Annotated in this window: 29 protein-coding genes and 1 pseudogene; 11 read left to right on the plus strand and 19 right to left on the minus strand. The window is 40.8% G+C overall.

Annotated features, from left to right (window positions below):
- Window positions 1-842: 842 nt before the first annotated feature.
- The gene (locus tag QFZ72_RS20270; RefSeq protein ID WP_307436990.1) at window positions 843-1,454 is read right to left on the minus strand and encodes a DedA family protein; all 612 of its coding nucleotides are present in this window, start codon (window positions 1,452-1,454) and stop codon (window positions 843-845) included.
- 157 nt (window positions 1,455-1,611) lie between these two features.
- Between QFZ72_RS20270 and QFZ72_RS20275 the strand changes: the two genes are divergently transcribed.
- Together QFZ72_RS20275 and ku are read left to right on the plus strand one after the other, a co-directional pair.
- Entirely contained in the window at window positions 1,612-2,382 is a 771-nt protein-coding gene (locus QFZ72_RS20275) for an undecaprenyl-diphosphate phosphatase (protein ID WP_307436993.1), read from the plus strand.
- Between the two features lie 256 nt (window positions 2,383-2,638).
- Window positions 2,639-3,496 carry a non-homologous end joining protein Ku gene (gene ku, locus QFZ72_RS20280; protein WP_307436996.1) on the plus strand — a complete coding sequence of 286 codons (858 nt, stop codon included), beginning with the start codon at window positions 2,639-2,641 and terminating at the stop codon, window positions 3,494-3,496.
- Window positions 3,497-3,518: 22 nt separating this feature from the next.
- Here the strand turns inward: ku and QFZ72_RS20285 are convergent, their stop codons facing one another.
- On the minus strand, window positions 3,519-4,052 hold the full coding sequence (locus tag QFZ72_RS20285; RefSeq protein WP_252204729.1) for a D-glycero-alpha-D-manno-heptose-1,7-bisphosphate 7-phosphatase: 534 nt from the start codon (window positions 4,050-4,052) through the stop codon (window positions 3,519-3,521).
- Between the two features lie 76 nt (window positions 4,053-4,128).
- Between QFZ72_RS20285 and QFZ72_RS20290 the strand changes: the two genes are divergently transcribed.
- The gene (locus QFZ72_RS20290) at window positions 4,129-5,967 is read left to right on the plus strand and encodes a DNA ligase D (protein WP_307437000.1); all 1,839 of its coding nucleotides are present in this window, start codon (window positions 4,129-4,131) and stop codon (window positions 5,965-5,967) included.
- Window positions 5,968-6,333: 366 nt separating this feature from the next.
- On the plus strand, window positions 6,334-7,161 hold the full coding sequence (locus QFZ72_RS20295; protein WP_307437004.1) for a hypothetical protein: 828 nt from the start codon (window positions 6,334-6,336) through the stop codon (window positions 7,159-7,161).
- 323 nt (window positions 7,162-7,484) lie between these two features.
- Here QFZ72_RS20295 and QFZ72_RS20300 read toward each other — a convergent pair whose 3' ends face one another.
- The 3 genes from QFZ72_RS20300 to fbpA form a co-directional block, all read right to left on the minus strand.
- A complete protein-coding gene (locus tag QFZ72_RS20300; protein WP_373464615.1) occupies window positions 7,485-7,943 on the minus strand; it encodes a MarR family winged helix-turn-helix transcriptional regulator in 459 nt (152 codons plus the stop codon).
- 195 nt (window positions 7,944-8,138) lie between these two features.
- The gene (locus tag QFZ72_RS20305; protein WP_307437010.1) at window positions 8,139-8,738 is read right to left on the minus strand and encodes a molybdenum cofactor guanylyltransferase; all 600 of its coding nucleotides are present in this window, start codon (window positions 8,736-8,738) and stop codon (window positions 8,139-8,141) included.
- Between the two features lie 506 nt (window positions 8,739-9,244).
- Entirely contained in the window at window positions 9,245-9,430 is a 186-nt protein-coding gene (gene fbpA / locus QFZ72_RS20310; protein ID WP_307437012.1) for a Fur-regulated basic protein FbpA, read from the minus strand.
- Window positions 9,431-9,582: 152 nt separating this feature from the next.
- Between fbpA and QFZ72_RS20315 the strand changes: the two genes are divergently transcribed.
- Window positions 9,583-9,849 (plus strand): hypothetical protein, encoded by a 267-nt coding sequence (locus QFZ72_RS20315; protein WP_307437015.1) that lies wholly within the window; start codon window positions 9,583-9,585, stop codon window positions 9,847-9,849.
- Here the strand turns inward: QFZ72_RS20315 and QFZ72_RS20320 are convergent.
- Window positions 9,841-9,996 (minus strand): hypothetical protein, encoded by a 156-nt coding sequence (locus QFZ72_RS20320; RefSeq protein ID WP_165970943.1) that lies wholly within the window; start codon window positions 9,994-9,996, stop codon window positions 9,841-9,843. The two genes, QFZ72_RS20315 and QFZ72_RS20320, sit on opposite strands and share 9 nt — an antisense overlap.
- A 191-nt stretch (window positions 9,997-10,187) precedes the next feature.
- On the opposite strand from QFZ72_RS20320, the gene QFZ72_RS20325 reads away from it, so the two are divergent.
- Window positions 10,188-10,517: a MerR family transcriptional regulator gene (locus QFZ72_RS20325; RefSeq protein ID WP_223443279.1), complete on the plus strand. Its 330-nt coding sequence runs from the start codon at window positions 10,188-10,190 to the stop codon at window positions 10,515-10,517.
- A gap of 33 nt (window positions 10,518-10,550) precedes the next feature.
- Here the strand turns inward: QFZ72_RS20325 and QFZ72_RS29590 are convergent, their stop codons facing one another.
- The 4 genes and pseudogenes from QFZ72_RS29590 to QFZ72_RS20340 all read right to left on the minus strand — a co-directional run bounded on the left by QFZ72_RS29590 (window position 10,551) and on the right by QFZ72_RS20340 (window position 14,105).
- Window positions 10,551-11,498, minus strand: a complete 948-nt coding sequence (locus QFZ72_RS29590) for a methyl-accepting chemotaxis protein (RefSeq protein ID WP_373464710.1) — start codon at window positions 11,496-11,498, stop codon at window positions 10,551-10,553.
- A pseudogene (locus QFZ72_RS29595) lies at window positions 11,496-12,356 on the minus strand (HAMP domain-containing protein); the annotation flags it as partial. The pseudogene QFZ72_RS29595 and the gene QFZ72_RS29590, both read right to left, overlap by 3 nt.
- Window positions 12,357-12,675: 319 nt before the next feature.
- Window positions 12,676-12,831 carry a hypothetical protein gene (locus QFZ72_RS20335; protein ID WP_223441341.1) on the minus strand — a complete coding sequence of 52 codons (156 nt, stop codon included), beginning with the start codon at window positions 12,829-12,831 and terminating at the stop codon, window positions 12,676-12,678.
- A gap of 20 nt (window positions 12,832-12,851) precedes the next feature.
- Window positions 12,852-14,105 carry a helix-turn-helix transcriptional regulator gene (locus tag QFZ72_RS20340; protein ID WP_307437024.1) on the minus strand — a complete coding sequence of 418 codons (1,254 nt, stop codon included), beginning with the start codon at window positions 14,103-14,105 and terminating at the stop codon, window positions 12,852-12,854.
- Between the two features lie 301 nt (window positions 14,106-14,406).
- Here QFZ72_RS20340 and QFZ72_RS20345 point away from each other — a divergent pair, with 301 nt between their 5' ends.
- A complete protein-coding gene (locus QFZ72_RS20345; RefSeq protein ID WP_307437026.1) occupies window positions 14,407-15,534 on the plus strand; it encodes a S8 family peptidase in 1,128 nt (375 codons plus the stop codon).
- A 44-nt stretch (window positions 15,535-15,578) separates the two neighbouring features.
- Here the strand turns inward: QFZ72_RS20345 and QFZ72_RS20350 are convergent, their stop codons facing one another.
- Window positions 15,579-15,992: an organic hydroperoxide resistance protein gene (locus tag QFZ72_RS20350; protein ID WP_307437029.1), complete on the minus strand. Its 414-nt coding sequence runs from the start codon at window positions 15,990-15,992 to the stop codon at window positions 15,579-15,581.
- Window positions 15,993-16,109: 117 nt separating this feature from the next.
- On the opposite strand from QFZ72_RS20350, the gene QFZ72_RS20355 reads away from it, so the two are divergent.
- Window positions 16,110-16,550 carry a MarR family winged helix-turn-helix transcriptional regulator gene (locus QFZ72_RS20355; protein WP_307437031.1) on the plus strand — a complete coding sequence of 147 codons (441 nt, stop codon included), beginning with the start codon at window positions 16,110-16,112 and terminating at the stop codon, window positions 16,548-16,550.
- A 107-nt stretch (window positions 16,551-16,657) separates the two neighbouring features.
- On the plus strand, window positions 16,658-16,813 hold the full coding sequence (locus QFZ72_RS20360) for an aspartyl-phosphate phosphatase Spo0E family protein (protein ID WP_307439883.1): 156 nt from the start codon (window positions 16,658-16,660) through the stop codon (window positions 16,811-16,813).
- A gap of 59 nt (window positions 16,814-16,872) precedes the next feature.
- On the opposite strand, the gene QFZ72_RS20365 is transcribed toward QFZ72_RS20360, so the two are convergent.
- The 7 genes from QFZ72_RS20365 to QFZ72_RS20395 all read right to left on the minus strand — a co-directional run bounded on the left by QFZ72_RS20365 (window position 16,873) and on the right by QFZ72_RS20395 (window position 22,890).
- Window positions 16,873-17,274 (minus strand): hypothetical protein, encoded by a 402-nt coding sequence (locus QFZ72_RS20365; RefSeq protein ID WP_252204705.1) that lies wholly within the window; start codon window positions 17,272-17,274, stop codon window positions 16,873-16,875.
- A gap of 49 nt (window positions 17,275-17,323) precedes the next feature.
- Entirely contained in the window at window positions 17,324-17,656 is a 333-nt protein-coding gene (locus QFZ72_RS20370) for an AbrB/MazE/SpoVT family DNA-binding domain-containing protein (protein WP_307437036.1), read from the minus strand.
- Window positions 17,657-17,792: 136 nt separating this feature from the next.
- Window positions 17,793-18,797, minus strand: a complete 1,005-nt coding sequence (locus QFZ72_RS20375; protein WP_307437039.1) for a LacI family DNA-binding transcriptional regulator — start codon at window positions 18,795-18,797, stop codon at window positions 17,793-17,795.
- A 169-nt stretch (window positions 18,798-18,966) separates the two neighbouring features.
- Window positions 18,967-19,935: a sugar phosphate isomerase/epimerase family protein gene (locus tag QFZ72_RS20380; RefSeq protein WP_307437040.1), complete on the minus strand. Its 969-nt coding sequence runs from the start codon at window positions 19,933-19,935 to the stop codon at window positions 18,967-18,969.
- 14 nt (window positions 19,936-19,949) lie between these two features.
- Window positions 19,950-20,708, minus strand: coding sequence for a sugar phosphate isomerase/epimerase family protein (locus QFZ72_RS20385; protein ID WP_307437045.1), 759 nt, complete (start codon window positions 20,706-20,708; stop codon window positions 19,950-19,952).
- A 12-nt stretch (window positions 20,709-20,720) separates the two neighbouring features.
- Window positions 20,721-21,746: a Gfo/Idh/MocA family protein gene (locus tag QFZ72_RS20390; RefSeq protein ID WP_307437047.1), complete on the minus strand. Its 1,026-nt coding sequence runs from the start codon at window positions 21,744-21,746 to the stop codon at window positions 20,721-20,723.
- Window positions 21,747-21,798: 52 nt separating this feature from the next.
- A complete protein-coding gene (locus tag QFZ72_RS20395; RefSeq protein ID WP_307437048.1) occupies window positions 21,799-22,890 on the minus strand; it encodes a Gfo/Idh/MocA family protein in 1,092 nt (363 codons plus the stop codon).
- Window positions 22,891-23,452: 562 nt separating this feature from the next.
- Between QFZ72_RS20395 and QFZ72_RS20400 the strand changes: the two genes are divergently transcribed.
- Together QFZ72_RS20400 and QFZ72_RS20405 are read left to right on the plus strand one after the other, a co-directional pair.
- Window positions 23,453-23,974, plus strand: coding sequence for a sigma-70 family RNA polymerase sigma factor (locus tag QFZ72_RS20400; protein ID WP_307437050.1), 522 nt, complete (start codon window positions 23,453-23,455; stop codon window positions 23,972-23,974).
- Complete coding sequence (locus QFZ72_RS20405; protein ID WP_307437053.1) at window positions 23,967-25,298, plus strand: DUF4179 domain-containing protein; 1,332 nt, start codon at window positions 23,967-23,969, stop codon at window positions 25,296-25,298. Before QFZ72_RS20400 ends, QFZ72_RS20405 begins: the two co-directional genes overlap by 8 nt.
- Before the next feature lie 36 nt (window positions 25,299-25,334).
- Here the strand turns inward: QFZ72_RS20405 and QFZ72_RS20410 are convergent, their stop codons facing one another.
- Window positions 25,335-26,060, minus strand: a complete 726-nt coding sequence (locus tag QFZ72_RS20410; protein WP_307437055.1) for a Bax inhibitor-1/YccA family protein — start codon at window positions 26,058-26,060, stop codon at window positions 25,335-25,337.
- Between the last annotated feature and the right edge of the window lie 367 nt (window positions 26,061-26,427).

The following is a 26,427-nucleotide window of genomic DNA, read 5'->3' on the forward strand; positions in this document are numbered from 1 at the left end:
GAAGAAAATTGGAATTATGCTTGCCTGTCGGATAAATGGAAATGGGAGACGGAAAAAGATTTGAAGCTGTTAGATGATTTTAAACCTGCGGATTTACTCCTCTCATTTATTTTTTCCTCACTAAACAGCTACGAAATGAAATCGGAATTTGAGGGTGTGAAAATTCTTTTTTACAAAAAGATTACAAAGTATGTGAAAAATTATAGGGGAATTGGCTGTAATTTGACATTTCTATCTAATTAAAGGAATTAATTTCAAATACCGGAGGAATTTCTTTCTATCTCCGCAAATTCAAATGCACACTAGCCAATATGGAATATGAGGTGTGAAACCACAAAAAAGCCCGCAAATTGTCCAAGTTCAACCCGAAAATGTCCTTTATTAGCTGCCGTTTAGAAGTGTAAAAGTACACATATTGCAGATGCAATACAGCCCCTATGAACATAACTATCCGAAACCGGTGTTTCATAATCCGCTGACGCCTTGAACCGATCCGCAAATCCGGGTTTCACTTTCGGAAATCAGGTTTTACCTACTGCTGCTTAAATGAGGCGAGTACACCATATTAAAGCCGGCAAAATGCTCAATTTCCCCAACAAAAAAGCACCCGAGTTCATTTCGGATGCTGCTTTTTTATCTGTGTTCCGCTTCTTCAATCATGCGCTCTTCTTCTGATTCCGGCTTGTCACTTTCATCTTTTGACAGGAACCATCCTGCTATGGCAATGCCTGCAAGGATACATCCATTCTTTCACTCCTCCTAATAGTATCTTTAATCTACCAATATCATTTCACTTCTATCGTAAAAACACCTTTTCCTTATCCTGGAAAAGGTGTTTTTATTTAATTCTTATGAGTGTATGTTGAAGGCTTGATTGCTTTTCTTGTCATAAACTTGTACAAAAGAAAAACAATGACAATGACAACACCCGCCGGAAGCAAATAGTCGTTCGCCATTCCGCCTACTTCCTCCCATTTGTCACCAAGTTTAAACCCAAGAAATACGTATAAAAACGTAATAGGAAGCATTGCAGCAAACGTATAAATGGAAAAAATCCAGACTTTCATTTTAGCCATTCCGCATGGTATGGAGATCAGCGTTCTGACTCCAGGCAGGAAACGGGCGGTAAATGCCACCATCGCTCCGTTTTTTTCGAAGAAAGCATCTGCCTTTGAAAGGTTTTCTTCGTTGATAAACATATATTTTCCATACTTTATGAGAAAAGGTCTTCCCCCGTAGCGGCCAAGCGCATAAAGGGTAAGCGGACCGATTGTTCCCCCGACCGTTCCGGCAAGAACCGTCCCCCATAAAGCCATATCTCCCTGATAAACCCAATACCCTGCAAGCGGCAGCACCACTTCAGCAGGCACAAACTCAAAGCATAGTGCAAGGAGCACGCCAAAGTACGAAAGGTCTTTAAAGTATTCAATAAAAGCTAGAATGTAATGTTCCATGTTCAGTACCAAACTCCTTTTCAGTTCTACAAGCTATCATACTACACATACGATTAAAAAGGGACAACTTTACAGATTATTAATTTTTGGCTTTTTTCGGTTTGATGATGCAGATGGAAGTCACGAAAAGAGCCTATTCTTTAATTGAGGTGAAGAAATGGATTGGCTGCAGGCAATGATATTAGGATTCATACAAGGTCTGACTGAATTTCTGCCGATAAGTTCAACAGGACATCTCTACTTGGGAAGAAAGCTGTTCGGAATGCAAGACGGAGGAATCTTTCTTGATACGATGCTGCACATCGGAACCTTTATCGCGCTCATCGTGTATTACAGAGATATTTTACTTAAGCTTTTAAAAAATCCTTTTACCAAGCTGACATTTTTATTATTTGTAGGAACACTGCCTGCCGTTTTCGCAGGGGTGTTTATCAGTGATTTTTTTGATGGCATTTCAAAGTCCGGTGTCACCATCGGGTGGGAATTTTTAATTACAGGAGTATTTTTATGGTTTGCGGATTCCATAAAAAAGGGTTCAAAAAAACTGGATGATTTAACTGCAGGCGACGCTTTGTTTATCGGCTGTTTCCAGGCTTTTGCTATATTTCCCGCGATTTCAAGGTCAGGGATGACGATTGTAGGAGCATTGATGCGAAAAATCGATAAAGAAACCGCAGCTTACTTTTCATTTTTGCTCTCCATTCCGGCCATATTTGGGGCTATCGTGTTTCAATCAGCAGATCTTTTCTCTGGGCAGGCAGCGGCTATCGGCTTCTTCCCTTTGCTCCTGGCAACTTTGAGCGCTGCATTTACGGGCTACATCGCAGTAAAATGGATGATCGGCTATGTAAAAAAGCACTCCTTAAAAGGATTTGCCGTATATGTTTGGGCGCTTGGGGTGTTAGTCATCGTCATTCAATCTATTTAAAATCAAAAAAAGTAGCCGCCTTTAAGAGGTACGGCTACTTTTTTTTGTTGCAGCCCCCTCCTTTTTGGCATCGTTATTTTCTAAATGTATTCCTACAAAAAAGAGATCATAAACTTTTCACCTTAAAAAACGAATCGAAATACGATCGTCTTTTTCCTGAAAGAATTGACAAGTTCAGCTAAAAACCATTTTTTTCTGCACATCATCCGCTCGTAATCGCAGAAGCTAAGAAAAAAAAGGAAAGCAGGAGAAAATCATGCACACAATGTGGAAAGGGTCCATCAGCTTCGGACTGGTGAATATCCCAATCAAATTATATGCTGCTACTGAAGATAAAGATGTAAAGCTCAGAAATTTGCACAGTAAATGTCATACCCCCATTCAATATGAAAAAAAATGTCCTAACTGCGATGAAACAGTGGGGAATGACGATATTGTCAAAGGCTATGAATATGTGAAGGGCAAATTTGTCATTTTAGATGAAGAAGAAATGAAACAGCTTAAACAAGAGCATGAAGATAAAGCAGTCGAAATTATCGATTTTGTGAACTTGGAAGAAATTGATCCCATCTATTTCAACCGATCCTATTTTGTCGGCCCTGGAGAAAATGGAGGAAAAGCCTATTCGCTGCTTCGTGAGGCCCTTTTAAAATCAGGAAAAATCGGAGTTGCCGAAATGACCATCCGTTCTAAGCAGCAGCTCGCTGTTCTCCGCGTATATCAGAACACAATTGTGATGGAAACCATTCATTATCCGGATGAAGTCCGGAATACTTCAGATGTGCCAAGTGTTCCTGAAAAAACAGAGCTTGGAGAAAAAGAACTTGAAACTGCGATTATGCTGATTGATCAGCTAACAACGACCTTTAACCCTGAAACTTACAAAGATGACTATCGGGATGCACTTCTTGGTCTCATACAAAAGAAAGCAGGCCAAAACGAAGGGAAAACACCGGCAGATGCTCCGCGTGAAAATGTCGTTGACTTAATGAGTGCTCTGCAGGCAAGCATTGACCGCTCAAAAGAAAAGCCGGCTAAAAAAGAGACTGCTCCCAAAAAACCTGAGCCTGCCAAAGCGAAGAAAAAAACGAAAACCGTCCGCAAAAAAGCGTAGTCATAAAGAACTCCTCGTCAGGTCAAACGAGGTTTTCTTCTTTCTTTATGATCCAATAAGCCGCTTCAAGCAGCGTATCAAAACAATAATCCGCACCGTGATCAGCGGAACCGATTAAAATTGTTTTTGCACCAGCACTTTTCCCTGCGAGGATATCTACATCACGGTCGCCGATCATGTAACTGTGTTCTAAATTGATTCCATATTTCTCAGCAAGAGTTGTAATCATGGCAGGCTCGGGTTTTCTGCAGCTGCAGCCTGCGTACGGAGCATGAGCGCAATAAGCAACCTCATGTATGCGGCCGCCTTCTTGTTCAATTTCCTTAATCATCTTTTGATGAATCCTCTGCAGCATCTCCTCCTTCATATATCCAAGCCCCACCCCTCCCTGATTCGTCACGACAAAAATGGTAAAGCCTTTGTTATAGAGAAGGCTTACAGCTTTTGCCGCCCCTTCTAAAAGATATAGCTGAGATGGATGATTGACGAATTTGACACGGTCAGTCAAAACTTCATTTATGACGCCGTCGCGGTCTAGAAAAACAGCTTTATTCAAGTTGAAACGCTCCCTTTCATAAATAGTATCCGTATGAGAAATAGTAAGTAAAAAAGAATGAAAAAGGACGATTGCCATGTATGTTAAACCAATGCTTCCAACACTCTCAGCAGGAATACCTGAAGGAGAAAACTGGAGCTATGAAGTCAAATATGATGGATTCAGGGCAATTTTGTCCATTTCAGAAGAAGGCATCACGTTTACGAGCCGAAATGGGAAAGATTTAGGCGCTCTTTTCCCCGAAATCATGAACGCTGTCCAATCTATCTTTGACAGACTGAAAGAATTTATGCCGTGCATGTTTGACGGCGAGCTTGTCTCATTAAAAAATCCATATAAAGCATCCTTTGAAGTCATTCAGCAGCGCGGAAGGCTGAGGGCCAAAGAAAAGATCAATCTAGAGGCAGAAACAAATCCATGCCAGTATTTAATCTTTGACCTTCTTGAATCCAAGCAGGAAAAAACAGCTTTTCATGACTATCTTTCACGAAAAACGCTCTTAAATAACATCGCTTCAGCATGCGGTCTGCCTCTTGAACCCAGTAAGAGCAATCAGCTCATCCAATACGTTCCTTCCTATGCTAGCCATGAGACTTTATGGAGCGGCATTCGTGCATTTGACGCGGAAGGAATAATTGCAAAAGAACATAAAAGCAAGTGGGAGGCCGGAGTGCGAACGAAGTCCTGGCTGAAAATAAAAAATTACAAACATGCTTTGTTTTTCATTATAGGATATGACAAGAAGAATGGGTATTTTAAAGCGGGTGTTTTCAAAGGAAAGAATGTGATAGACGCGGGTGTTTTTTCTCACGGGCTGGAGGGGGCTGACCGTGACTCGTTAATTAAGATTCTAAAGGAAAATAAGGATAGCGAGGATTCACAATGGATCACGATTTCCCCTGCGATCTGCGTGGAGCTGCAATTTCTGGAGTTCTATAAAAATCAGCTGCGTGAGCCCTCTTTTTCTGCCTTCAGGTTCGACCTTTCCCCGCATGAATGCACCTGGGAGCAGCTGAAGCTTAATGCTGTTTCGTTTCACGAAGATGTCCAGATCACACATCCTGATAAACCGCTGTGGGAAAGTCCACTGCGGACGAAATCAGACTATCTGGCTTATTTAGTGGAGGTTTCTGATTATATGCTTCCTTTCTTGAAAAATAAACCTCTCACGGTTATTCGATATCCGCACGGTACCTTTGATGAGGCCTTTTATCAAAAAAATTGCCCGGATTATGCGCCTGAGTTTGTGGAAACCGCAAAGCAGGATGGAATCGACTATATCATGTGCAACGACATCTCAACCTTGATCTGGCTTGGAAATCAGCTCGCCCTGGAATTTCATATCCCTTTCCAGACTTATGATTCCTCTTGTCCGAATGAAATTGTCTTTGATTTAGATCCTCCATCGAGGACTGATTTTCACTTGGCTGTTTCAGCAGCGCTCGAAATGCGCAAACTCTTTGACTCATTCGGTCTTGCCTCTTTCCCAAAACTATCAGGCGGAAAAGGAATACAAATTCATATTCCCATTACCAATAATCGGTTTTCATATGAGCAGACAAAAAAGTTTACATCCTTTATTGCGGCTTACTTAGTCAATGCATTCCCAGAATTGTATACGATCGAACGGCTTAAAAAGAACCGCGGAAACAGACTGTATGTCGACTACATTCAACATGCTGAAGGAAAAACGATTATTGCGCCCTATTCTGTCAGAGGGAATCCTGAGGGTGCATATGCAGCGGCCCCTTTATTCTGGGATGAAGTGATGCAAGATCTGAAGGTTAATCAGTTTACTATGGATTATGTAGCAGAGCGGATTAAAAAGGGCTGTCCATTTCAAGATTACTTCTCTTCGCCTCAGGACGAAGTGATTCAGCAGGTATTAGATTTTATAGAGAAAAATAAGCAGTAACACCTCTTTAATTAGGCGGTCAAAGGAAAAAAGACAGCAATCTTGCCATTTGGGAAAGAATTTGAAGAGAAATCGGCAAGTAACCAGGTAAAACAAATACGTTCATAAAAAAAGGGTGCTCCATTCCGGAACACCCTGAACAATTATTTATGGAAATCTATCTCTTTTACAAGCTTTGTAGTCTGTTTCAGCAGATAACACGTTTACCTTCAATCGCCTGAATCATTTTTTTTAGTTGTTTCAAAAGACATGCTTTTCTCTAACTCAACCTCCATTGTGATGAATCCTTCTTCAAAAGAGCCCAAGCATAATTCAGGAGGCGGCAGTCAAAAATAAAGCATAACCTTACATATTTGGAGCCAATCTATGCCTAATTTCACTTGGTTTTTCCTGCTGTTTATTATAAGCCTGTTCCTTGCCGCTGCTGCGGTAAAAAAAGACCGGAATATGCTGATTCCCTTATGGTTATTCAATGCAGGTCTTGCTTACCTGTTTGAAATTCTCATTTTTGTTTTCTTAAAGTCATACACGTATAAGCCTGAGGTTTTCGCAGCGCCCTTCTTCGACAGCACATTTGGCTCGCTTATCAGTCAGGTTATGATTGTGCCGATGTCCGCTGTCGTCATCGCCTTTTACAAATTAGGTGTTCCAGTCATGCTGCTGGTCAGTTTTTGCATATCCGCTATAGAAGTCCTATTTTTGCATTTAGAAATATACGAGCACAACTGGTGGAAAACTTATTTTACGACCTTTTTGCTTCCAGTTGCTTTTTATATTTCTTCCATGTGGTACAGATTGTTAAAAAAAGGGAACCACCTGGCGAAAATGGTTTCTCTCTACTTAATAAATGTATCAATTTCCCTTTCCCTGACATGGGCAGCAACCGTTCCTCTCTCCATGTATTATTTTCAGCCTGGCTGGTTTTCGGATGCAGCACGGGATCATATCGCAGGCAACTCCCTCTTTTTTAGCTTTGCAAGCTTAATTTATTCATTCATAACAATCTCGAAAAAAAAATCGTTTAAAGCCTTCTTATTCGGATGCTTGCTGATTGTACAGCTTCTCCTGCTGCAGAAAGACTTTGTTGTATCGTTTCATGGATTTTTTTCATTTGCAGCACTTCATTTGTTTATTGCGGGAGTGAGCAGTCTTGTTTGGATTTCTTTCTTGCAAAAAAAGAATAGAAAAAAATAAAAAAGAATGCCAAGATTAATCGGCATTCTTTATAACTTATGACCATTTTTCTTCAGCTGTTATCCATTGATTCCCTTTTTTATATCAATTGATTGAGCTTTTGCTCGTAAAAGTACTCAAAATTTTCAAACTGGGAAATGTATAGTTCATAAAATATGATTTCATTTAGAATTCTCACTTTTGAGATGGCCTGCTGCTCTATTTGAACTTTTCTAAAGGCGTGTTTTTATAGGACGAATGTATAGATCAACTGAAAACAATAAACTCCCTGCATGAAATATGATTCTGATAAAATCCAAAAAATCCCGGCATCTGCGGGATTTTTAACGAAACAATAAATGCTGGCTATGAACGCCTGCTTTTTTCAGCAAGGCCATGAGCTGCTGCTGTTCCTCTGTTGATAGTCCGGAAAATGCGCGTGCCATTCTTAGCGTGTGAATCGGGTAGATTTCATCCAGGTAGGTTCGTCCTTTTTCAGTCAGCTTCGCATAGACAGAACGTTTATCTTTAGGATCTTGTTCACGGTAAATAAATTCATTTTTTTCAAGCTTATCAATCACGTAGGTGACATTGCCGCTTACAAGCAGCAGTCTTGAACCGATTTGCTGAAGCTTTTGCGGTCCCTTCGTGTAAAGCAGTTCAAGCACTGAAAACTCCGTCGGATTAAAGCCGTGTTCTTTGCTGTCGCGGATGGAGTGCTCTGACACACTTTTAAAAGCTCTTGCAAACGTTTTAAATAAATTCAATGCAAGTTCAAGTTCTTCATCTGTATAAGACATCATTCTCATCGCCCTCTTACTTTAACATTCTTAAAATGTCTTAAGATTCACACAGTTCTACTATTTATTCTACTATCAATCCTGTGTTTTTTGAAGTAGTTTCTTTCTTGATTTACCAGATTCATAGGATATAGTAAGGCCAATGATTACCCGATTTCTGGATTTGAACTGTATTGAAGACTCATTCCGGTCCTATGATTACCCCACTCCTGGATTTGAATTTTCATGTGACTGCTCTCCTAAAATCATTAAATCCTCTCTTCGATTCATATTGGCAAAAAGGCCGGGATTCTTAAAATTCGATTCATTTAAATAGACAGGATTTAACTTGTCCAACAGAGTCATCATTTTTAATTCTTTAAGATCTAATAGTCTCTCAATCTCAGGTAAAACAGTGCAATGATACAAAGCACAGAGAGGATGATATTTTCCATCAATGACAGGAATAACAGCAGGATGTTTTTCATTTATGCCAGATAACAGAGCTGCCAGAATATCCCGATCAATAAGCGGCATATCGCATGCCAGTACAAGATACCATTCTGCCTGAACCTCTTTCATTGCTGTATACAGTCCAGCGAGAGGACCCATCCCCCTATATTTGGCGTTATCCAAGATATATTGAACGTTTTCAGCAGAATAATCCAATCGCCCGATGACTGCCACAACTTCTGTTACCGCTTTCAAATTCTTTAGTGCAAGCTCTAAAAAAGTGCTGTTTTTATAAGGTTCTATGGCTTTATCTGAGCCAAACCGGCGTGATTGCCCGCCGGCTAAAACAATACCTGCAAGTTTCATACCCATTTAGCTCCTGCCTTCATATCTTTTCATTATCTTAACACACAATGATAAGCAGAGGCTATTTTCTGCAAGCGAACTGTGTGGAAGAACGTAGAAAAAATCCTTCTAAATGATTGATAGAGAAGAATTCATCGTTTGTAAGCCTTGGAAAGTCTCTTCAATCATAACGACTATGTTGTTCGCTTTATTTTTAAAAATTGATTTTTACAGATTGGTGAGGGATTTTTTTAAGGGGAATATAGATGGATTTCCAATAAGCGGCTAGGATAGGATGCGCTGAAGCTGCTTCGATCATATTTGCTGTGCAGATTGAAGTGATGCCTTTCCCGCAAGAAAAAAAGCCGGAGAAGAACTCGACTTTGAACCGAGGCTTTCATATTCAATGAATTTATCGAAAACAGCAGGCACGAGATCAATTTGCCTCCGAAAAAGTTCCTCCTAGCCCCAATAAAGACAAGGTCACATGCAGACTGAATGCTTTCTTTATAAGCACTCTGAACTGCTTATACAGACTTTTTATGTGAAAGCTTGATTAAAGGGATATTGTTATAAAAATAATGGTATTCCTTTTTTAATTCTGACAGCGTCATGCTGCTCAAAACTTCTTGATTATAGATGCCAAGAGCTAATAGTTTCTTGCAGTAAAAGGCTCTTTGATCTTCCAATGCTTTTTGAAATAATTTACTCATTTTCTCATTTCCCCTTTCCATTTGTCCTCTCTTCACTCTACCCGTTAATTGTTGCTCTTCAATTAAGAAAGTGTAAAAATTCACTGACATGTGTTAAAAAGCTGTAAATGGTCGACACTAGTTTCTAAAACGCTCTGGGAGATGATGAAACAGTGAAGCACATTCGGCTGGCAGCATACCGAATAAATCAGCATAATCAAGACATTTACTTCCTTAATACACTTGAACCAAAACATGAGCAGCTCTTTTTCGCACGCCTTTCTATTCCTGATAAAAAGCTTCTTTTTATATGTGCTTATGAAACAAAACAGGATCGCTTTGGTGATGTAACCTCTTTATTCACAGAGGAATACATCGATGAGCTGAATCAATTTTTGGCAGGCTATTCCTCCTATCCGCTCAGCAGTCAATCAGGATGATTTTTTTAAGAAGCCGTTTTGCACAAAACGCAGAAATTCATGAGCATCTTTCCCGATAACGGTTTGGAGATCCTCAAGCATCTCATCCCTCCTTACATCTAATTCAACGATTTTTTTGGCAATTTCAGCTGCCTTCTTCATGTCCATGCTGTCTCCTCCTTCAAACTCTTACTGTTAGTTTAATAAGAAGCAAATGAAATATCAGCATTATTGTCAACATACCTTACACGTTTTTTTCTTTTTCTCACAAACCATGTTAGATTTTCTCACAAAACTTCACTTTTTCCGTTGAGGGTGAGGTATAATTGGAAAAAGAATCTAATGTGCGGGGTGGAAAGATGGAACAGCACGACCACTCATATAAAGACAAAAAAGTCATTTCAATTGGAATCGTCAGCGAACTAACAGGCTTATCATTAAGACAGATCCGTTATTATGAGGAAAGACGTTTAATTTCGCCTCAAAGAACAACAAGGGGTACAAGAAAATATTCATTTTCCGATGTGGAAAGGCTCATGGAGATTGCAAACAAACGGGAAGATGGCGTACAAACAAATGAAATCTTAAAAGAAATGCGAAAAAAAGAGATGCGCAGCAATCCCGATTACCGCAAAAAAATGCTCGAAGGCCAGCTAAATGCACAATTTCATTTTCGCAATAAAAAGTGAGGGGCGGTTGTCAGCCCCTTATTTTATTGGTGTCTAAAATTGAAAACGATTGACGAGCCTGCTCAGTTTTCCGGACAAGTCAGATAAGGAATCCGCATTGCTTGAGATTTCTTCCATAGACTGACTGGACTGCTCTGCGGATGCTGCTGTTTGTTCAATTCCTGCAGCTGCATCTTCTGATACGGATGCAATGCTTGAAATTGATTCGTTCATCACTTCACTATTTTTCATAATCAGAGTTAAATCCGTCTGAATGGTTACAATTCTGGTTGACATATCTTCAATAAAACCTTTAATTTCAGTAAAGCTTTCCCCTGTTTGATGGATGGATTTTGCGCCTTTTACAATCTGCTCATATCCGTGCCCCAGGTTTTCTGCTACTTCTTCCGTTTCTTTTCTGACATTGCCTACAATTTTATTAATATCTACTATCGACCTTGATACCTGTTCAGCTAGCTTGCGTACTTCATCTGCCACAACCGCAAATCCTCTTCCATGTTCTCCTGCACGTGCAGCTTCGATTGCTGCATTCAGCGCCAGGAGATTGGTTTGATCTGCGATGCTTTGAATCACGTCCACCAATGTGGAAATCTCTCCTGACTGTTCATCAAGACGCTTCACCTTCAGCACGGTATTTTCCATTAAATCATTGATGCGGTTCATTTGACTGACGGATTCGCTCATTAATGTATAACCTGTTTGTGATTGATTCAGCACTTCCGAAGAAGCCTCGGCCACAGCCTGGCCATTTTGGTTGGCAATATAAATGGAGTTCATCAGCTGGCCCATTGTTTCAGCCAGATCGGAAGCTGAATTTGCCTGGGTTTCTGCTCCTGAAGACAGCTCCTGCATAGTCGAGGCAATCTGCTCGCTTCCTGATTTCAGCTCTTTCGAGGAGGATTGAAGCTGTTCACTCCGCTCTGCCACAGACAAGGAAGCCCCGGAAATATCCTTCACAATGGCTTTCAGCTGCTGATTCATTTCATTTACAGAATGAACGAGCTCGCCTATTTCATCCTGTGACACCGATAAAAGAGGCTCATGATTCAGCTGGCCATTTGAAATGTCTCTCATTCTGCTGACAATCTTCAAAATCGGCTTAGTGAGAGCGTTCGAAATCCGAAATGCCAAAAAAATACCGATTGTGACTATCACGACTGAAAGTACAATACCAAGCATGTTGATAAATCGTCCTTGATTAATAATCGCATCTCCATCTTGCATAATTGATTTTTCACGCTCACTTGCGAGAGAATCAAACCCCTCTGTAAGCTCATCCGCAAGATTCTGCACATCCCCGCGGAGCGTCTGGTTCGCTGTTACCCTCATTCCAGAATCAAAGCTTTTAATGACTTCATCTTCAACGATTTCTTCCCATTCAGCACTTTTTTTCATTAATTCGCGGCTTTTCGGGTTATCACTTTGAGCAAGCAGTTTTTTCTGAAGCGCCTGACTTTCTTTGGTCAGCTCATAATACTGATCTTTATATTCATCTTTACCATAAATAAAATATGCTCTGATTAAGGATACACACTGTGTAATATTATCACTGAGCTTCCCTTCCGCAAGAAGCGACTGCATGTCCTCCTGCACAATCTGCTTCGTCTGTCTGTTAACCATGCTGAAACCGATCATACTAAACGCCGCCATCAAAAGACTGAGCACAATAATAACCGAAAAACTGCCCAGCAGCTTCCCTTTTAATGAAAATGATGCAAAGCGCTTTTTCTCTCTTGGCTTCCTTTTTTTTAATCGCTTCATCTTATGTGCCCCCTCTAATTTGAAAAATAGACAATATTCCTTATCCCAGACCGATTTCCAATGTGAAATTAGGCTCATATATTGTTCATCGGCTATTTTGACAGAATATTTAGCGAACAGCAGAATCGACTGTTCAGAGGGAGAGGAAATCTGTTTTGTTCACATTTGTGCGGAATTCATTTCGAAAGTCTCAGAATTATTGTTCAAAGTCCCGGAATTAATTCGGAAAGTCTCGGAATTAACTTTCAAAGTCTCGGAATTATTCCTGAGCCCATTTAGATGTCTCAAGATTCCCTCCGATAGTCTCCCAATCAACGTGAAAAATAGCCAAATTAAAAAATTCATGCGCAAAAAAAAGCAATGCACCTTGTCAGATGCACTGCCTTCAAATTCTGATTTATACAATTTTCGGATGATCTGGTTCTGAAACGATTTTCGGATGGTCTGGCTCTGATACAATCTTCGGATGATCCGGCTCAGAAAACAATCCAACTCCCGCTGCAAATGCTAAAGAAAAAATCCCTGCAGTGATGCCCATAACTATTTTTTTCATGACTAGCTCTCCCTTGTTATTTAATTTGCATATGCTCTTTTCAAAGCGCTACATACGATTTGATAATATTGAACGGCTGATTTATATTTGTGGCGATCTTCAAAGTATGATGCCATAAGCTCTGAATACTCGATAATATACTGCTGTTTTTCATGCTCTATAAAGTAAGGGATAACGACTTCCATCATAAAATATTCAAATTCAGATGATAGATTATCCTGCAGCAAATATTCATAGATTTTAAAATGATAGTGATATTCCTGATTAGGGTTATTTTCTAAAATGTTTTTGCCTTCTACTATCCACTTCCCAGCTTCTTCTTTATTATCTAATTGATAATAGGCATACAGGATAGAAAAAATTGTGCTTAATGATTCATTCTTATCTTTAAATTGCAGAGCTTCATTGTATCGATCGATTGCCTGTTCATATTTTTTGGTAATTGAACTGAGGTACCCCATATTATGATAGATCATTCCAAGCAGACTTTTATCATTCAGCTGCTCAGCAATCTTCCTGGCCAGCAAATAACTTTCTTCTGAGCGGGTATGCTCCTCACACCGCAAATAATTAATCCCTAGCAGAATCTGACACTCTGCGCATCTCATTAAATCGTATCTTGATTGATATATATTTAAAGCAAAGTGAGTGTACTGGATGACCAGTGCCGCTTTTCTTAATTGACTCAGAGTCAGGGCAATTGAATAATAGAGATCCGCTTCTTCCCACTTTTCAAATGGGAGGTGCTTTGTTAAAAACCGCTCCGCTCCTTTGAGGTGCAGGAGGGCTGTCGAATATTTGCTTTGAAGATAGTGATGAAGACCGACAAATTTCTCGTAATAGTAGGTCATCTTTTCTTCAAAGATGTCTTTGTATAAATTGATTTTTTCAAGCTTCGAATCTGCTTCTGCAAACTCTCTTTCTGTCAGCAAATACCTGAATTCAAACAGAACAAAGTAGATCATGGCCGTTGTATCACTTGATGAAAGGATTTCTTTCTGCAGGTCAATGTACCTTTTTTTAAGATGATCGTGCTTGCGGTGAACGATATCATGATACCAGTCAAATAAGGATTTCATCAGAGGAATTTCTTCTTCTTCGATGAGGTTGATCTCAAGCCTGTTGCATAAGTAATCAAGGACTTCGATGCTTGCAGTCGTCTGATTGTTTTCGATTTTTGATAAGTAAGAAGTGGAAATGATGCCTCGTGAAAGTTCCTCCTGCGTCTTATTTTGCTGAATGCGATAGAACCTTATTCGACTTCCTATTTCCATGTGCAGCACCTCATCTATACTAATCTGTATGTTTAGTTCTCTCTTTATTATGCCGAAACCTTTTGCTTTCGTATTGGGAAAATAGCCTCAATTTTTCTGAATAATACATAAAATAACGACCCATATTTCCCAATCTGCAAAATTCCCGAGGAAACATCCCCCCTATTTCACCCTATTATTCGGAAAAAAGGCCCCATTTTTCCCAATACCAATGACTCTATTAAAATGGTAGCATAATTGATAGAATAGTCAAACTTTTTAAACTCTATGATTATTCTATACTATGTAAGGGGGTTTATTCATGAAAAAGTGGAAGGCTCTGAGTATTTTATTTGCATTTGTCCTGTTTTTATCCATGTTTTTTTCCTCACAGTCTGCTGAGGCTATTTCGGTAAAGAAAGATTATTTAATCGGGATTAAAGCATCTGTCAAAGATTCTAAAGTGAAAGCGAATCTAATCTCGGGTGCCGGCGGTAAGGTCAAGCATCAATATAAATATATGAATGTTGTCCACGCCTCTCTGCCGGATCAGGCAGCAGCAGCTCTTCAAAAAAATCCGAATATCACATTTATTGAAGAAGATTTCGAAGCGAAAGCCATTGGCCAGACCGTTCCATACGGTATTCCTCAAATTAAAGCAGATGCTGTTCAATCTTCAGGAGTTAAAGGGAGCGGTGTAAAAGTTGCTGTACTTGATACAGGAATTGACGCCTCTCATGAAGATTTGAATGCGGCAGGAGGCGCAAGCTTCATTGCAGCTGAACCGAATCCATTCATAGATGGTGACGGCCATGGAACTCACGTAGCCGGGACTGTTGCTGCATTGAATAATTCAATCGGTGTTCTTGGCGTTGCCCCGGATGTCACTCTTTTTGCTGTAAAAGTACTTGATTCCACCGGAAGCGGCACCTATAGCGGAATTGCTCAAGGCATTGAGTGGGCTGTTGACAATGGAATGGATGTTATTAATATGAGTCTTGGCGGCAGCCAGGGTTCAGCCGCCCTTCAGGAGGCTGTCGATCAAGCTTATAATAAAGGCATTGTTGTTGTAGCAGCTGCAGGCAACAGCGGGTCAAAAGGCAAACGGAACACAATCGGCTATCCGGCCAAATACAGTTCTGTTATTGCAGTAGGTGCAGTTGACTCTTCGAACAATCGGGCATCTTTTTCAAGTGTCGGCTCAGAGCTTGAAGTCATGGCTCCGGGTGTCAACACATTGAGCACCGTTCCGGGCAATAAATACGCTTCTTTTAATGGTACTTCCATGGCATCGCCGCACGTAGCGGGTGCAGCCGCTTTAATTCTTTCTAAATATCCGAACATGTCGAATATCGAAGTAAGAAACCGCTTAAAAAATACAGCTGTTCCACTTGGTGATCCATTTTATTATGGAGCCGGTGTCATCAATGTTCAGGCTGCCATTCAATAATGAAAAAGAGCTTGGTCCTTTTGGACTGAGCTCTTTTTCAGGTATTAGACAACTTTCAATTCAACCTCGATATTTCCTTTTGTTGCTTTTGAATATGGACAAACGTTATGTGCCTTTTGAACAAGCTCCTCAGCTCTTTCTTTTGTTACATCCGGAATGTGAACTTCAAGGATAACAGATAATCCGAAGCCTGTATCATCCTTTCCAATTGATACATGTGATGTAACCGATGTTTGGCCGATTTTTTCACGTTCTGTTCTTGCCACCAAATTTAATGCACTATCAAAGCAAGCGGAATAACCCGCTGCAAATAATTGCTCTGGATTCGTTCCTTCTCCGCCTCTTCCGCCAAGAGCTTTTGGCATCTCAATCGCTAGATCAAGTTCTTTGGCTTTCGTTTGAACTCTTCCTTCTCTTCCGCCTGTCGCAGTTGCTGTTGCTGTGTAAAGTTTTTGCATGATCGTATCCCCATTTCATTTCATAAAATTTAATTGTGCACAATTTGTTTTTGCGAAACTAATATAGCAAGGGTATAATGGGTTTGTCAATAAATTAATGTCGGGAGTAATTAACCAATGCCTTCAGATAAACACCCTCTCAGTCTAGAACAGCAGCTTTGTTTTTCCATTTACGCGTGTTCCAGGGAGATGACAAAAATGTACAGACCCATTTTGCAGGAGCTTGATCTGACATACCCTCAATATTTAGTCATGCTCGTTTTATGGGAGCATGAAAAATTGAGCGTGAAGGATTTAGGCAAGGAACTCTTATTAGATTCAGGCACACTCACTCCCTTGCTGAAAAGACTTGAAGAAGCTGGTTTGGTCGAGCGCATTCGTTCTAAAGCAGATGAGCGCAAAGTAGAGATCAGTTTAACTGCCCAGGGCCAAAACCTGAAAGAAGAAGCGCATCGTGTTCCAGAATTCATGCTGAAAACAAGCGGACTTTCGCGGGAAGATTTCGAGAGATTGAATCAAGAATTTCGAAGTCTGCTTAAAAAACTGACTTCTTTATAAATGGTTTTTTAAAATGATCAAAGCCGTTTAAATCTGAAAAAATTGACGATATATAAACTATTCACGGATATTTTGCATGCATGAAATGTGAGGTGATTCTCTTGAACATGGTGGATGTTCTTATTGAGAAATATCGGCAGGAAATGTTTGAAAGCGCCAAAAAAGACGGACTTAGTTCCATAACTACCATAAAAGCAAGCAAGCAGCTGGACCGTATTCTGAATATCGGAATGCAATTAGAACCATCAAAGTGGATGGAATGAAAGAATCGAGTATTGAATTAATCAAACAAAAAAAGCTTGTATGAAATCATACAAGCTTTTTACTGATTCTTTTTTTCTTCAACCACCTGATCCACATAGTCCACGATCAATTCATCTTCATCTGTCTCCCTAACACGAAAGGCAATGGCTTTGCTTTCCTTTTGATCATCCTGATCATAATAGGCCCGGAAGACATAAAAGCTTTCTTCTTTTATCTCAAAATCTTCGAGTTCCAGGTTTTCTATTTTCCATTTCTTTTTAAGGGAGATCAGCTCTTGCGGTGAGTGGTAGGCTCCTTCTAAGTAGATGCCTCTCATATCTCTCTTATCTTCCTCAAGGATTGCCTCAAGCATATCTTCTACCACAACGAGCCTCCTGTCTCTCCCCTCGTCTTCATCCTTGCATGCAGACAGGAAAAGAGAAAAAAGACAGAGAATGAAAATCTTATGTATGTTTTTCACTGGTTTCCCCCCGTACAAACTTCAAACCGGCCGAGTTTCGGCCGGCTGATCAGCTGGATAATTTATTTGAACCTGTCATGTCATCAGGAGGAACAAAAGTAACTTTTTGCCCCTGTTCATTCCATTCGATTTTCAGTTTTTCTCCCACATCAATTTCACATATATTTCTTATTTCACTCGGTATTGTTATGGTTCCCTTGCTGCTTAAGGTTGTTTCGTTTTCAAAGGCATTGTTATCATCCATGATCAAATCGATCGTTTTCCCATCAGTTTGAACGACGACCCGCTCACCTGTTTGTATGTTTAGTTTTTTTCGAATGTAGGAAGGAATCATCACTTGACCATTTGACCAGATTTTCACGAAAAATGGACCTTTTTTCAAAGATATCACTCCATTCCTTCTAAAGATACCTTCAATTATATCATGAAAGACGGAAATTTCCTTGTTAAACGCATTAATAGGGTTATCTGGCAAACCGTGCGAAAATCAAAAAACAATCAGAGGATCCTGATTGCTTTCATGCTTCCATCTTTTTGGCGGCGCTTGTCGATTTTCTTAGGACAAGCTCTGTCGGCAGAATGTAATCCTTCCCTTCTATCCCTTCATTTAGAGCCTGATAGATCAGGTGAGCTGCAAGAGAGCCGATTTCATAATTCGATTGCTTTACCGTCGAGAGCGGAGGCGAAATATATTGTGAAATTTCAATATCGTCAAATCCGATGATGGAAAGATCATTTGGAATATGCAAACCGGATTCTTTAAAAGCTTTTAATGCCCCTACAGCCATTTCATCATTTGCACAAAAGACAGCAGACGGCGCATTTCCCTGCATCATGAGGATTTTAGCCGCAGAATAGCCGCCTTCCCTTGTATATTGCCCCTGAAGGATCCAGCTAGGGTGCAGTGTAATTCCGGAATCCTTAAGCGCCTGTTTATACCCTTCAAATCGAAGCTGATTATCGCGATTGTGAGAGGGACCTCCAATGTACGCGAGCTCCTTGTGGCCAAGGTCAATTAAATGCTGCGTTGCCTGATAGCCGCCCGAGAAATTATCGACAAGCACATGGATAATCGAATCGCTGTCAAGCTTTCGGTCAAGGACGAGGATCGGAAAATCATCTCTTACTGATTGAAGAATCAATTCATCCGGAAGGCTTTCAGCTAAAATAATGACGCCATCCACACGGCGTTCCTGCAAAAACTTTGAAGCTGTTGTCACATTGCCTCCAATGGAACTGCAGGCGATAAGGCCATATTGATGAGTGAGCAGGGTATCCTGAACACCGCGCATCAATTCAGAATAAAAAGGGCCGGAAAGATCCTGAACGATAATCCCGATTGTTTCGGTTTTGCTTCGTTTTAAGTCTCTCGCAATTCCGTTTTTTCGGTAGTTTAACGTTTTTGCAGCTTCTAATACACGCTTAGCGGTTTCTGCATTCACTCTTGAATTATGATTTAACGCATAGGATGCTGTTGAAACAGCTACCCCAGCCAATTTTGCAACATCTTTGATTGTGGCCATACGATTCTCCACCTTACTTTCATTGCTTCATTCTGGTTGATGAGATGACTTAACGGGGGATCTTCCCGGGGAGTTTAGTTTGTAGGGAAATGGTCTATTGCCATTCAAACCGGCCGGTAAATGGCCAGTTTGAATGTAAAATAGAACAGATCTAACCTTAGATTACAGCTTAAGCCCACCACATATTCGTCGGCTGTTCTTTAATTAAGACACTTTTTAAGTTTGTAACCGCACGCTGAAAACCTTCTTCAATCGACATGATCGGATCTTCATGCTCAATGCTCACAACATAGTCATAGCCGTACGTTCTAAGTGCGCTGATTATATCAGACCATTCCTGCATGCTGTGTCCGCAGCCGACAGATCGGAAATTCCATGCTCTTGATTGGATTTCGCCGTAAGGCTGCATGTCTGTTAAGCCGTACATGTTGATGTTGTCCTGATCAAGATACGTATCCTTTGCATGGAAATGATGAATGGCGCCTGCTTTTCCAAGGATTTTAATCGCACCGACAGGGTCAATTCCCTGCCACCACAAGTGACTTGGATCAAGGTTTGCTCCAATGGCATCACATGTTTCTTCCCTTAGCTTCAATAAAGTGTAAGGAGTATGGACAAGGAATCCTCCGTGAAGCTCTAAACCTATTTTCACGTTAAGGCTTTGTGCTAACTTCCCGACTTCTTTCCAGTAAGGAATCAGTTTTTGCTCCCACTGCCATTTTAATACGTCATTGTATTCGTTAGGCCATGGTGCAACCGGCCAGTTTGGATATTTTGCCTCTTCATGGTCGCCTGCCGTTCCGGAGAAGCAGTTCACAACAGGAACGTTCATTTCATTGGCTAGCTTAATCGTGCTGACCAACGTTTCATGAGATTCAGCAGCAAAAGCAGCATCCGGTGAAATCGGATTGCCGTGGCAGCTGAACGCGCTTATTGTGAGTCCGCGTGAAGTGACTTTTTCCAAATACTCATTTTGCTTTTCTTTATTTCCTAATAATCCCTCTAACGAACAATGTGCATTTCCAGGATAGCAGCCTGTTCCAATTTCAACAGCTTCAACACCTGATGCTTTTACGTAATCTAACATCTCATCGAGATTTTTATCTGAAAATAAAACAGTGAATACTCCAAGTTTCATCGTAATCTTCCTTTCTATGCTTTTAATAGTTCGTCCATTTTTTTCGAGTTGAGAGCTACTGCCTCCATCAAATCACCTTCAAAGTGCTCTTGTTCAACGATAAACCATGGAAGCTCAAGCTCTTTTCCAAGGTTCAGCAAGGATTTCATGTCAAGCTGTCCAGTGCCGATGACTGTACTCTGCTTCTCGCCATTTGTTTCTTTCATATCCTTAATATGAAGCGTAACTACACGTTCCCGCTGCTCTTTGATCAGCGCCAATGGATCAAGACCCGCATAGGAAACCCAATAGCAGTCGAGTTCGAACTTTACAAGCTTCGCATCCGTTTCGTTCAGCAGAACATCAAAAGGTGTCTGCTCTCCGAATGTATGAAATTCGAAATCATGATTGTGATAAGCAAGCTGCATGCCTTCCTGCATAATGACTGAGCCTGCTTTGTTCAGTTCTTCAGCAATGCGCTTATAATCATCAAGACCAGTTCTTTGCTCTTCCGCCAAATAAGGCATGATAATCAGATCGTTCCCGATTGCCTGATTATAAGAAATCACTTGTTTAAGCCCATCCCCTGTAATTTGATCATAAGGCACATGACTCCCCGCTGCCTTCAGTTCATACTCTTTTAATGCTTGATTCAGACGATCTGCAGGCGTGTCAAAATAGCCTGCAAACTGTACCCCTTCGTACCCAAGATCCGCCACTTTTTTCAAAGTGCCGAGAAAATCCTTTTCGAGCAGCGTTCTGATTGTATAGAGCTGAAGTCCTTTTCTCGTCATGATTTTTCCCCCTTATGAAAGTTTTACGATTGTTTTGCTTTCGTTTGACTCTAATGCGCCAAGAACAATTTTAAGAGATTTGTAGCCTTCTTCACCGGAAACCGCCGGCTCTGTATTGCCTATAATGCTGTCTATGAATTTATCGATGACTTTTGATGAAGTTTGTCCGCCTTCATCGTTTGATTGAATTTTGCCTAATTCATAGTTTACAACTTCACCTGTTTTATATTGAGCAATTAATGAGTACTCTCGATGATCTTCTAAACGAAGAACCCCTTTTTCACCGTAAATGACTGTTGCGTTATCTTCTTTATTGTAAGACCAGCTTGCTGCAAGGGATCCCATAATGCCGCTTTCTGTTCTTAATACGCAGACTGCATTGTCATCTACATCTGCGCCTTCTTTAGCAACTGTATCAACGAATGCCGCCACTTCAGTCACTTCTTCGCCAAGGATGTAGCGCATTAAGTCCGCTTTATGAACACCAAGGTCTCCCATTGCTCCGATAAATGCGTCTTCTTTCTTGAAGAACCAGCTGTCGCGTCCGTCAGCACTCCAGCCTTCAGGACCGCCGTGGCCAAATGCTGTGCGGAAAGAAAATACTTTGCCGATTTCACCATTTTTAATAAGCTCTCTGGCTTTTTCATGTGATGGCACAAATCGCTGATTATGGCCGATCATCAGCTTGCGGCTATTTTCTTTTGCAGCTGCGATCATCGCTTCTGCTTCTTCCTTTGAAGTAGCCATTGGCTTTTCGCAAAGAACATGCTTGCCTGCATTTAAAGCATCAATTGAAATGGGAGCATGAAGCGCATTTGGAGTACAAACGCTTACAGCGTCGATCTCTTCAAGTGCAAGAAGCTCTCTGTAGTCTGTGAATGCTTTAGCTTTGTATTGCTGTGCAGTGAGTTTCGCACGGTCTTCATTAATATCGCAGACTGCTGTTATTTCCACATACTTGTTGCCTGCATACTCTGGTAAATGTCTGTGCTTTGAAATGCTTCCGCACCCGATAACGCCGATTTTTAAAGTTGTCATGATTTTTTCCTCCTGAGGGTTAAATGATGAAATCGATTCCTAGATCAGAAAGCTATTCTTTTTTTTCAAAATAAACAGGTTCGCCTGTTTCAGACGATTTATAAATCGCTTCCAAAATTTCAGTTACGATAAGGGCTTGTTCAGGTTTTACAACTGGATCTTTATCTTCAACAATTGCTTCAATCCAAAGCCTTGCTTCAATATCTGCTTCACTTTCAAGCTTGCCGTCTACGACAGATGCACCTGATTCATCTAAATTCACCATTGTCGTATAAAGCTTGCCGTGACGCTCGCCATTGATGCGCAGGCCATTTTCCATATCAGCTCCGCCTTCTGTTCCCATCAGGGTGCATTTGCTTTCTCCGACGTTCAAAGAATTCAGTGCCCAGCTTGATTCAAGGAAAATTGTTGCCCCGTTTTGCATGGTAATGTAAGCAAACGCGGAATCTTCGACTTTGAATTTTTCAGGATCCCAAGGGCCCCAGATGTTTGCTGCATTTTCTCTTGTGCCAAGTTTATGAAAAGCGGTTCCGACAACCATTTTCGGCTCATAATTATTCATCATCCATAATGTCAGATCAAGTGCATGAGTGCCGATGTCGATCAATGGACCTCCGCCCTGCTTTTCTTTATCCAAAAACACGCCCCAAGTCGGTACTGCACGTCTTCTGATGGCATGAGCTTTTGCAAAATAGATATCACCAAGCTCGCCTTCTTCGCAAAGTGATTTTAAATGCAGGCTGTCTGTCCGGTAGCGGTTCTGGTAAGCAACTGATAATTTCTTCCCCGTGCGCTTTGCCGTCTCAAGCATTTTTCGAGCTTCAGCAGCAGAAGTAGCCATCGGCTTTTCGCACATCACGTGCTTCCCTGCCTCCAAAGCTGCTATTGAAATGTCTGAATGCGAATCATTCGGTGTACAAACATGTACAACATCCACTCCCGGATTTGCAAGCAATTCTTTAAAGTCCGTATAATGTTCGGCCATCTCTGATCCATATTGCATTTTCGCTTCGATGGCTCTTTCTTCAACAAGATCAAAGAAAGCCACCATCTGAACATTCTTAAGTCGTGCGAGAGCAGGCATATGCTTTCCAGTCGCAATTCCTCCGCACCCGATAATTCCAACTCGAACAATCGTACTCATTGTCCACCTCCGAGTTATTTCCGATACAGTGAAACTTCACTCAGTGGGGTTTTAGCTCTTTCCCGCTGAGTGTTAGTTGAACCGCTCGGGCCTTTATAGGCAGTTGTACCCATGCAACTTTCTGAAATTCTAGAAAACTTGTATCTGGGGACTAACTGCCCGTTAATCTGCGATAAGATTTGAAACGTTTCACACTAAGTAAAAAAATATGTACTAAATCCTTTATTTAATAAGCGGAATACGATGTGAAACGTTTCGACAAATTCATTCTAACATGAAAGCGCTTTTAATAAAATAAAAATTTAAAATATTATTCTATAAATTTAATTTTCCTGTATTCTGAAAAAAGTTACTTGGTTTTAAAACTTTTTTGGAAGATTGAAGTCTAATGAATAGAGACAGCAAGGGATTTAGCGAAAATGTCGTTTTTATTAGCGGGAACCTGAACTTTTTCCAGCCGATTTTTCTATTTTTATAGCCGATTACAGCAAGGAAATCAGATTCTGCGTCACGAGTGCCGGCTGTTCGAACACGCCAAGCAGCACAACAAGGAGGAATCATTTTGACTGACCCCAATCTCGCACAAAAAGCCGTCAATGGTGATGATGGGGCCTTCCTGCTTTTAATAAAGCAGCATAAGGAGCAGCTTTACCGGACAGCCTTCATGTATTTGAAAAATGAAACCGATTCGCTTGAAGCCGTTCAGGAAGTCACATTCCGTGCATATAAGTCGCTTCATAAATTAAAAGAGCCTGCCTATTTCACTACTTATCTGATCCGCATCATGCTTAATTACTGCCATGATCAAATGAAGAGGAAAAAAAGAATCCAAATAAATGAGGAGCTGGCTGCATCTGCTGCCAGTACAGATTCCTTTGTTTATCTGGAAATTGAAGAGGCTCTGCACCACTTAGATGAAAAATACCAAAATGTAATTCTGATGAAATACTTTCACGATCTCAAGATCAAAGACATTGCACAGCAGCTGAACTGTCCGGAAAGCACAGTAAAAACCTGGCTCACAAAAGCACTGGCATTACTGCGGAAGCAGCTTGATGAGAAAGGAGGGAATTTTGATGTTTGATCGTGAGGAACAGGAGATTAAAAGATATAAAGAAAAAATAGATACCGTGCAGATTCCTGCAGACTTGCTTGAGGATGCCATCTTACAAGGGTTTCGAAAGGCGAAAAAACGGAAACGGCGCCCGTTTGTCAGATGGGCATCACTTGCTGCGGCACTTTTTATATTTATCTTCATCACACTTATACGTGTCTCTCCTGGATTTGCTTCTTATGTCAGTTCATTTCCTGGCATGGAAAAGATGGTGGAAATCATCCGCTACAACAAAGGACTGATGTCAGCTGTCGAGAATAACTTTGCTCAGGAAATTGGCGTTTCAGATGAACATGACGGAATAAAAATTACACTGGATTCCGCCATTGTGGATCAGAGAAAATTGAAGATTTTTTATACGATCCACAATCAGTCTGAAAAAGCGAACGTTGAAATTATGAATCCGACATTACGTTCAGGAAAAGTGAATCTTAATGAAAATGCTTCTTTCACATCAGGTCACATCGAAGAGGATATGGAGAAAAATAAAAGTTCAGACTGGTCAATGGAGTATGATTTTGGAGCGTCTATGAACCACGAAGATTTTCAGCTTGAAATGATGGTTCACACAAGAAGGGCACTATCGAAAGAAAAAGAAAATGTCTTTCATTTTTCATTCAACCTTGATCAAGACTTGGTGACGAAAAAAATGAAAGTGATCGAAATTAATCAAACTGTTTCAATTGAAAATCAAAAAGTAACATTTAAGAAAGCCGAAATTACTCCACTTTCTGCCTCCCTCCTGGTTCAATATGATAAAGATAATACGATGGAGCTTTTTGTATTTGAAGATCTCAGGCTTGTTGATGAAAAAGGAGAACCCTGGTCGATTTATCATAATGGGCTTGTTGGAAGGGGAATCAGTGAAACAGAAGACATGATTTATCTGGAAAGCAACTATTTTGAACAGCCAAAGGAACTCTATCTGGAATTCAGCAAAATACGTGCGGTGAAAAAATCAGATTTAGAAGTGATCGTTGATCCAGAAACAAATACCGTGCTGAAGAGACCGAAAGATGAGGTATTCAGTAAGATCGAGGTTTTGAAGAATGAAGTTTCATTTTCCTATTATGAGGATAGAGAAGCTTCAAGCTTCTTAATGAATGATGTGACGGATGCTAATGGGGTCAGTTTGTCAACAAGCTCTTCAGGCGAAGGTCCAGCTTCTGATACAGGCGAAAAACGATTTGCCATCCAGTTCGACCGAAGCAAAATAACGAAAGGCCCGCTATCTATGAAGTTTGTGGACTATCCCGGCTATATTAAGAAAAAGACAAGAATTCAAATAAAATGAGAAAAGGCCCGCTGGGACGCCAGCGGGCCTTTGTTATTAGTTCCGGCGCAGCTTGGCAAGCAGGCGGAGAATCTCAAGATACAGCCAGACTAGTGTGACAAGAAGGGCAAATCCTGCATACCATTCCATATGCTTTGGAAGCCCTGCCTTCGAACCATTTTCAATAAAGTCGAAGTCCAGAACCAGATTCAGTGCCGCAACGATCACGATGGCAACAGAAATTAAAATGCCAATCGGAGAGGCATCATGCAAAAATGGAACCGTTACTCCGAAGAAGCCAAGTACAAAAGACAGCAAATACATAATCAGAATTCCGCCTGTAGCAGCAACAACCCCTAATCGGAAATTGCGTGTTACTTTGATTAACCTTGAGCGGTAAGCAAGCAGCAAGGCAAGGAAAACACTTGCTGTTAGAAGCACGGCCTGTATGACGATTCCTTCATACAGGGATGCATAATAAGCCGATATTCCTCCAACAAACATCCCCTCAAGTACTGCGTAAACAGGTGCCAGAACAGGAGCCGTTTTAGGAACAAAGCTGACAATCAGCGCTACGATAAATCCGCCAATCGCCCCTCCGATCATAATGGCTGTCACATCCTGGCCCTGTGCACTGTAATACCAGGCTGCACCCGCTGCAGTGATTAAAATAAACAGCAGCAAAAATGATTTATTAATCGCTCCCATCAGCGTCATCGGCTTGCTGGAGTAGGACCCTTCCCGTTTTGTAAAAGCTTTTAAAGCTGGATTTGAAGTTCTCAAGCGGTATCTTCCTCTCTTTTGGGTTTGAATGTAATACGTTCTATCGGCCAAAAGGTTTCATGAACGAAATAGTTTACTAGTTTTAGTATATCGCATTTCTCCGCAGGATATGAAAATCTTCTTCGCTAACACTAAAAACAGAAATGAAGAATGAGAATCAGAAGTATGAATCTTTTTCTTTGTTATTCTTTTTAAATTCTTTATATATTCTCTTTCTATATCTGAGGCGATTTTTCTGCTTCATTCACCACTTTGATGCCCTTTTTTCTACCGTGAGGCACTTTTTCTGCTTCATTCACCCGCTTTGATGCACTTTTTTCTAGCCTGAGGCACTTGCTTCATTCACCCGCTTTGATTCACTTTTTTC

The sequence above is a fragment of the Bacillus sp. V2I10 genome, from assembly GCF_030817055.1.
Classification (GTDB): Bacteria; Bacillota; Bacilli; order Bacillales; family Bacillaceae; genus Bacillus_P.

What these genes read in the sequence shown, in the direction of transcription:
- QFZ72_RS20270 (WP_307436990.1), bottom strand. Translation starts at nt 1,454, where the DNA reads ATGGAACATTACATTCTAGCTTTTATTGAATACTTTAAAGACCTTTCG.
- QFZ72_RS20275 (WP_307436993.1), top strand. Translation starts at nt 1,612, where the DNA reads ATGGATTGGCTGCAGGCAATGATATTAGGATTCATACAAGGTCTGACT.
- ku (WP_307436996.1), top strand. Translation starts at nt 2,639, where the DNA reads ATGCACACAATGTGGAAAGGGTCCATCAGCTTCGGACTGGTGAATATC.
- QFZ72_RS20290 (WP_307437000.1), top strand. Translation starts at nt 4,129, where the DNA reads ATGTATGTTAAACCAATGCTTCCAACACTCTCAGCAGGAATACCTGAA.
- QFZ72_RS20295 (WP_307437004.1), top strand. Translation starts at nt 6,334, where the DNA reads ATGCCTAATTTCACTTGGTTTTTCCTGCTGTTTATTATAAGCCTGTTC.
- QFZ72_RS20300 (WP_373464615.1), bottom strand. Translation starts at nt 7,943, where the DNA reads ATGATGTCTTATACAGATGAAGAACTTGAACTTGCATTGAATTTATTT.
- QFZ72_RS20305 (WP_307437010.1), bottom strand. Translation starts at nt 8,738, where the DNA reads ATGAAACTTGCAGGTATTGTTTTAGCCGGCGGGCAATCACGCCGGTTT.
- fbpA (WP_307437012.1), bottom strand. Translation starts at nt 9,430, where the DNA reads ATGAGTAAATTATTTCAAAAAGCATTGGAAGATCAAAGAGCCTTTTAC.
- QFZ72_RS20320 (WP_165970943.1), bottom strand. Translation starts at nt 9,996, where the DNA reads ATGGACATGAAGAAGGCAGCTGAAATTGCCAAAAAAATCGTTGAATTA.
- QFZ72_RS20325 (WP_223443279.1), top strand. Translation starts at nt 10,188, where the DNA reads ATGGAACAGCACGACCACTCATATAAAGACAAAAAAGTCATTTCAATT.
- QFZ72_RS29590 (WP_373464710.1), bottom strand. Translation starts at nt 11,498, where the DNA reads ATGAATCAGCAGCTGAAAGCCATTGTGAAGGATATTTCCGGGGCTTCC.
- QFZ72_RS20335 (WP_223441341.1), bottom strand. Translation starts at nt 12,831, where the DNA reads ATGAAAAAAATAGTTATGGGCATCACTGCAGGGATTTTTTCTTTAGCA.
- QFZ72_RS20340 (WP_307437024.1), bottom strand. Translation starts at nt 14,105, where the DNA reads ATGGAAATAGGAAGTCGAATAAGGTTCTATCGCATTCAGCAAAATAAG.
- QFZ72_RS20345 (WP_307437026.1), top strand. Translation starts at nt 14,407, where the DNA reads ATGAAAAAGTGGAAGGCTCTGAGTATTTTATTTGCATTTGTCCTGTTT.
- QFZ72_RS20350 (WP_307437029.1), bottom strand. Translation starts at nt 15,992, where the DNA reads ATGCAAAAACTTTACACAGCAACAGCAACTGCGACAGGCGGAAGAGAA.
- QFZ72_RS20355 (WP_307437031.1), top strand. Translation starts at nt 16,110, where the DNA reads ATGCCTTCAGATAAACACCCTCTCAGTCTAGAACAGCAGCTTTGTTTT.
- QFZ72_RS20360 (WP_307439883.1), top strand. Translation starts at nt 16,658, where the DNA reads ATGGTGGATGTTCTTATTGAGAAATATCGGCAGGAAATGTTTGAAAGC.
- QFZ72_RS20375 (WP_307437039.1), bottom strand. Translation starts at nt 18,797, where the DNA reads ATGGCCACAATCAAAGATGTTGCAAAATTGGCTGGGGTAGCTGTTTCA.
- QFZ72_RS20380 (WP_307437040.1), bottom strand. Translation starts at nt 19,935, where the DNA reads ATGAAACTTGGAGTATTCACTGTTTTATTTTCAGATAAAAATCTCGAT.
- QFZ72_RS20385 (WP_307437045.1), bottom strand. Translation starts at nt 20,708, where the DNA reads ATGACGAGAAAAGGACTTCAGCTCTATACAATCAGAACGCTGCTCGAA.
- QFZ72_RS20390 (WP_307437047.1), bottom strand. Translation starts at nt 21,746, where the DNA reads ATGACAACTTTAAAAATCGGCGTTATCGGGTGCGGAAGCATTTCAAAG.
- QFZ72_RS20395 (WP_307437048.1), bottom strand. Translation starts at nt 22,890, where the DNA reads ATGAGTACGATTGTTCGAGTTGGAATTATCGGGTGCGGAGGAATTGCG.
- QFZ72_RS20405 (WP_307437053.1), top strand. Translation starts at nt 23,967, where the DNA reads ATGTTTGATCGTGAGGAACAGGAGATTAAAAGATATAAAGAAAAAATA.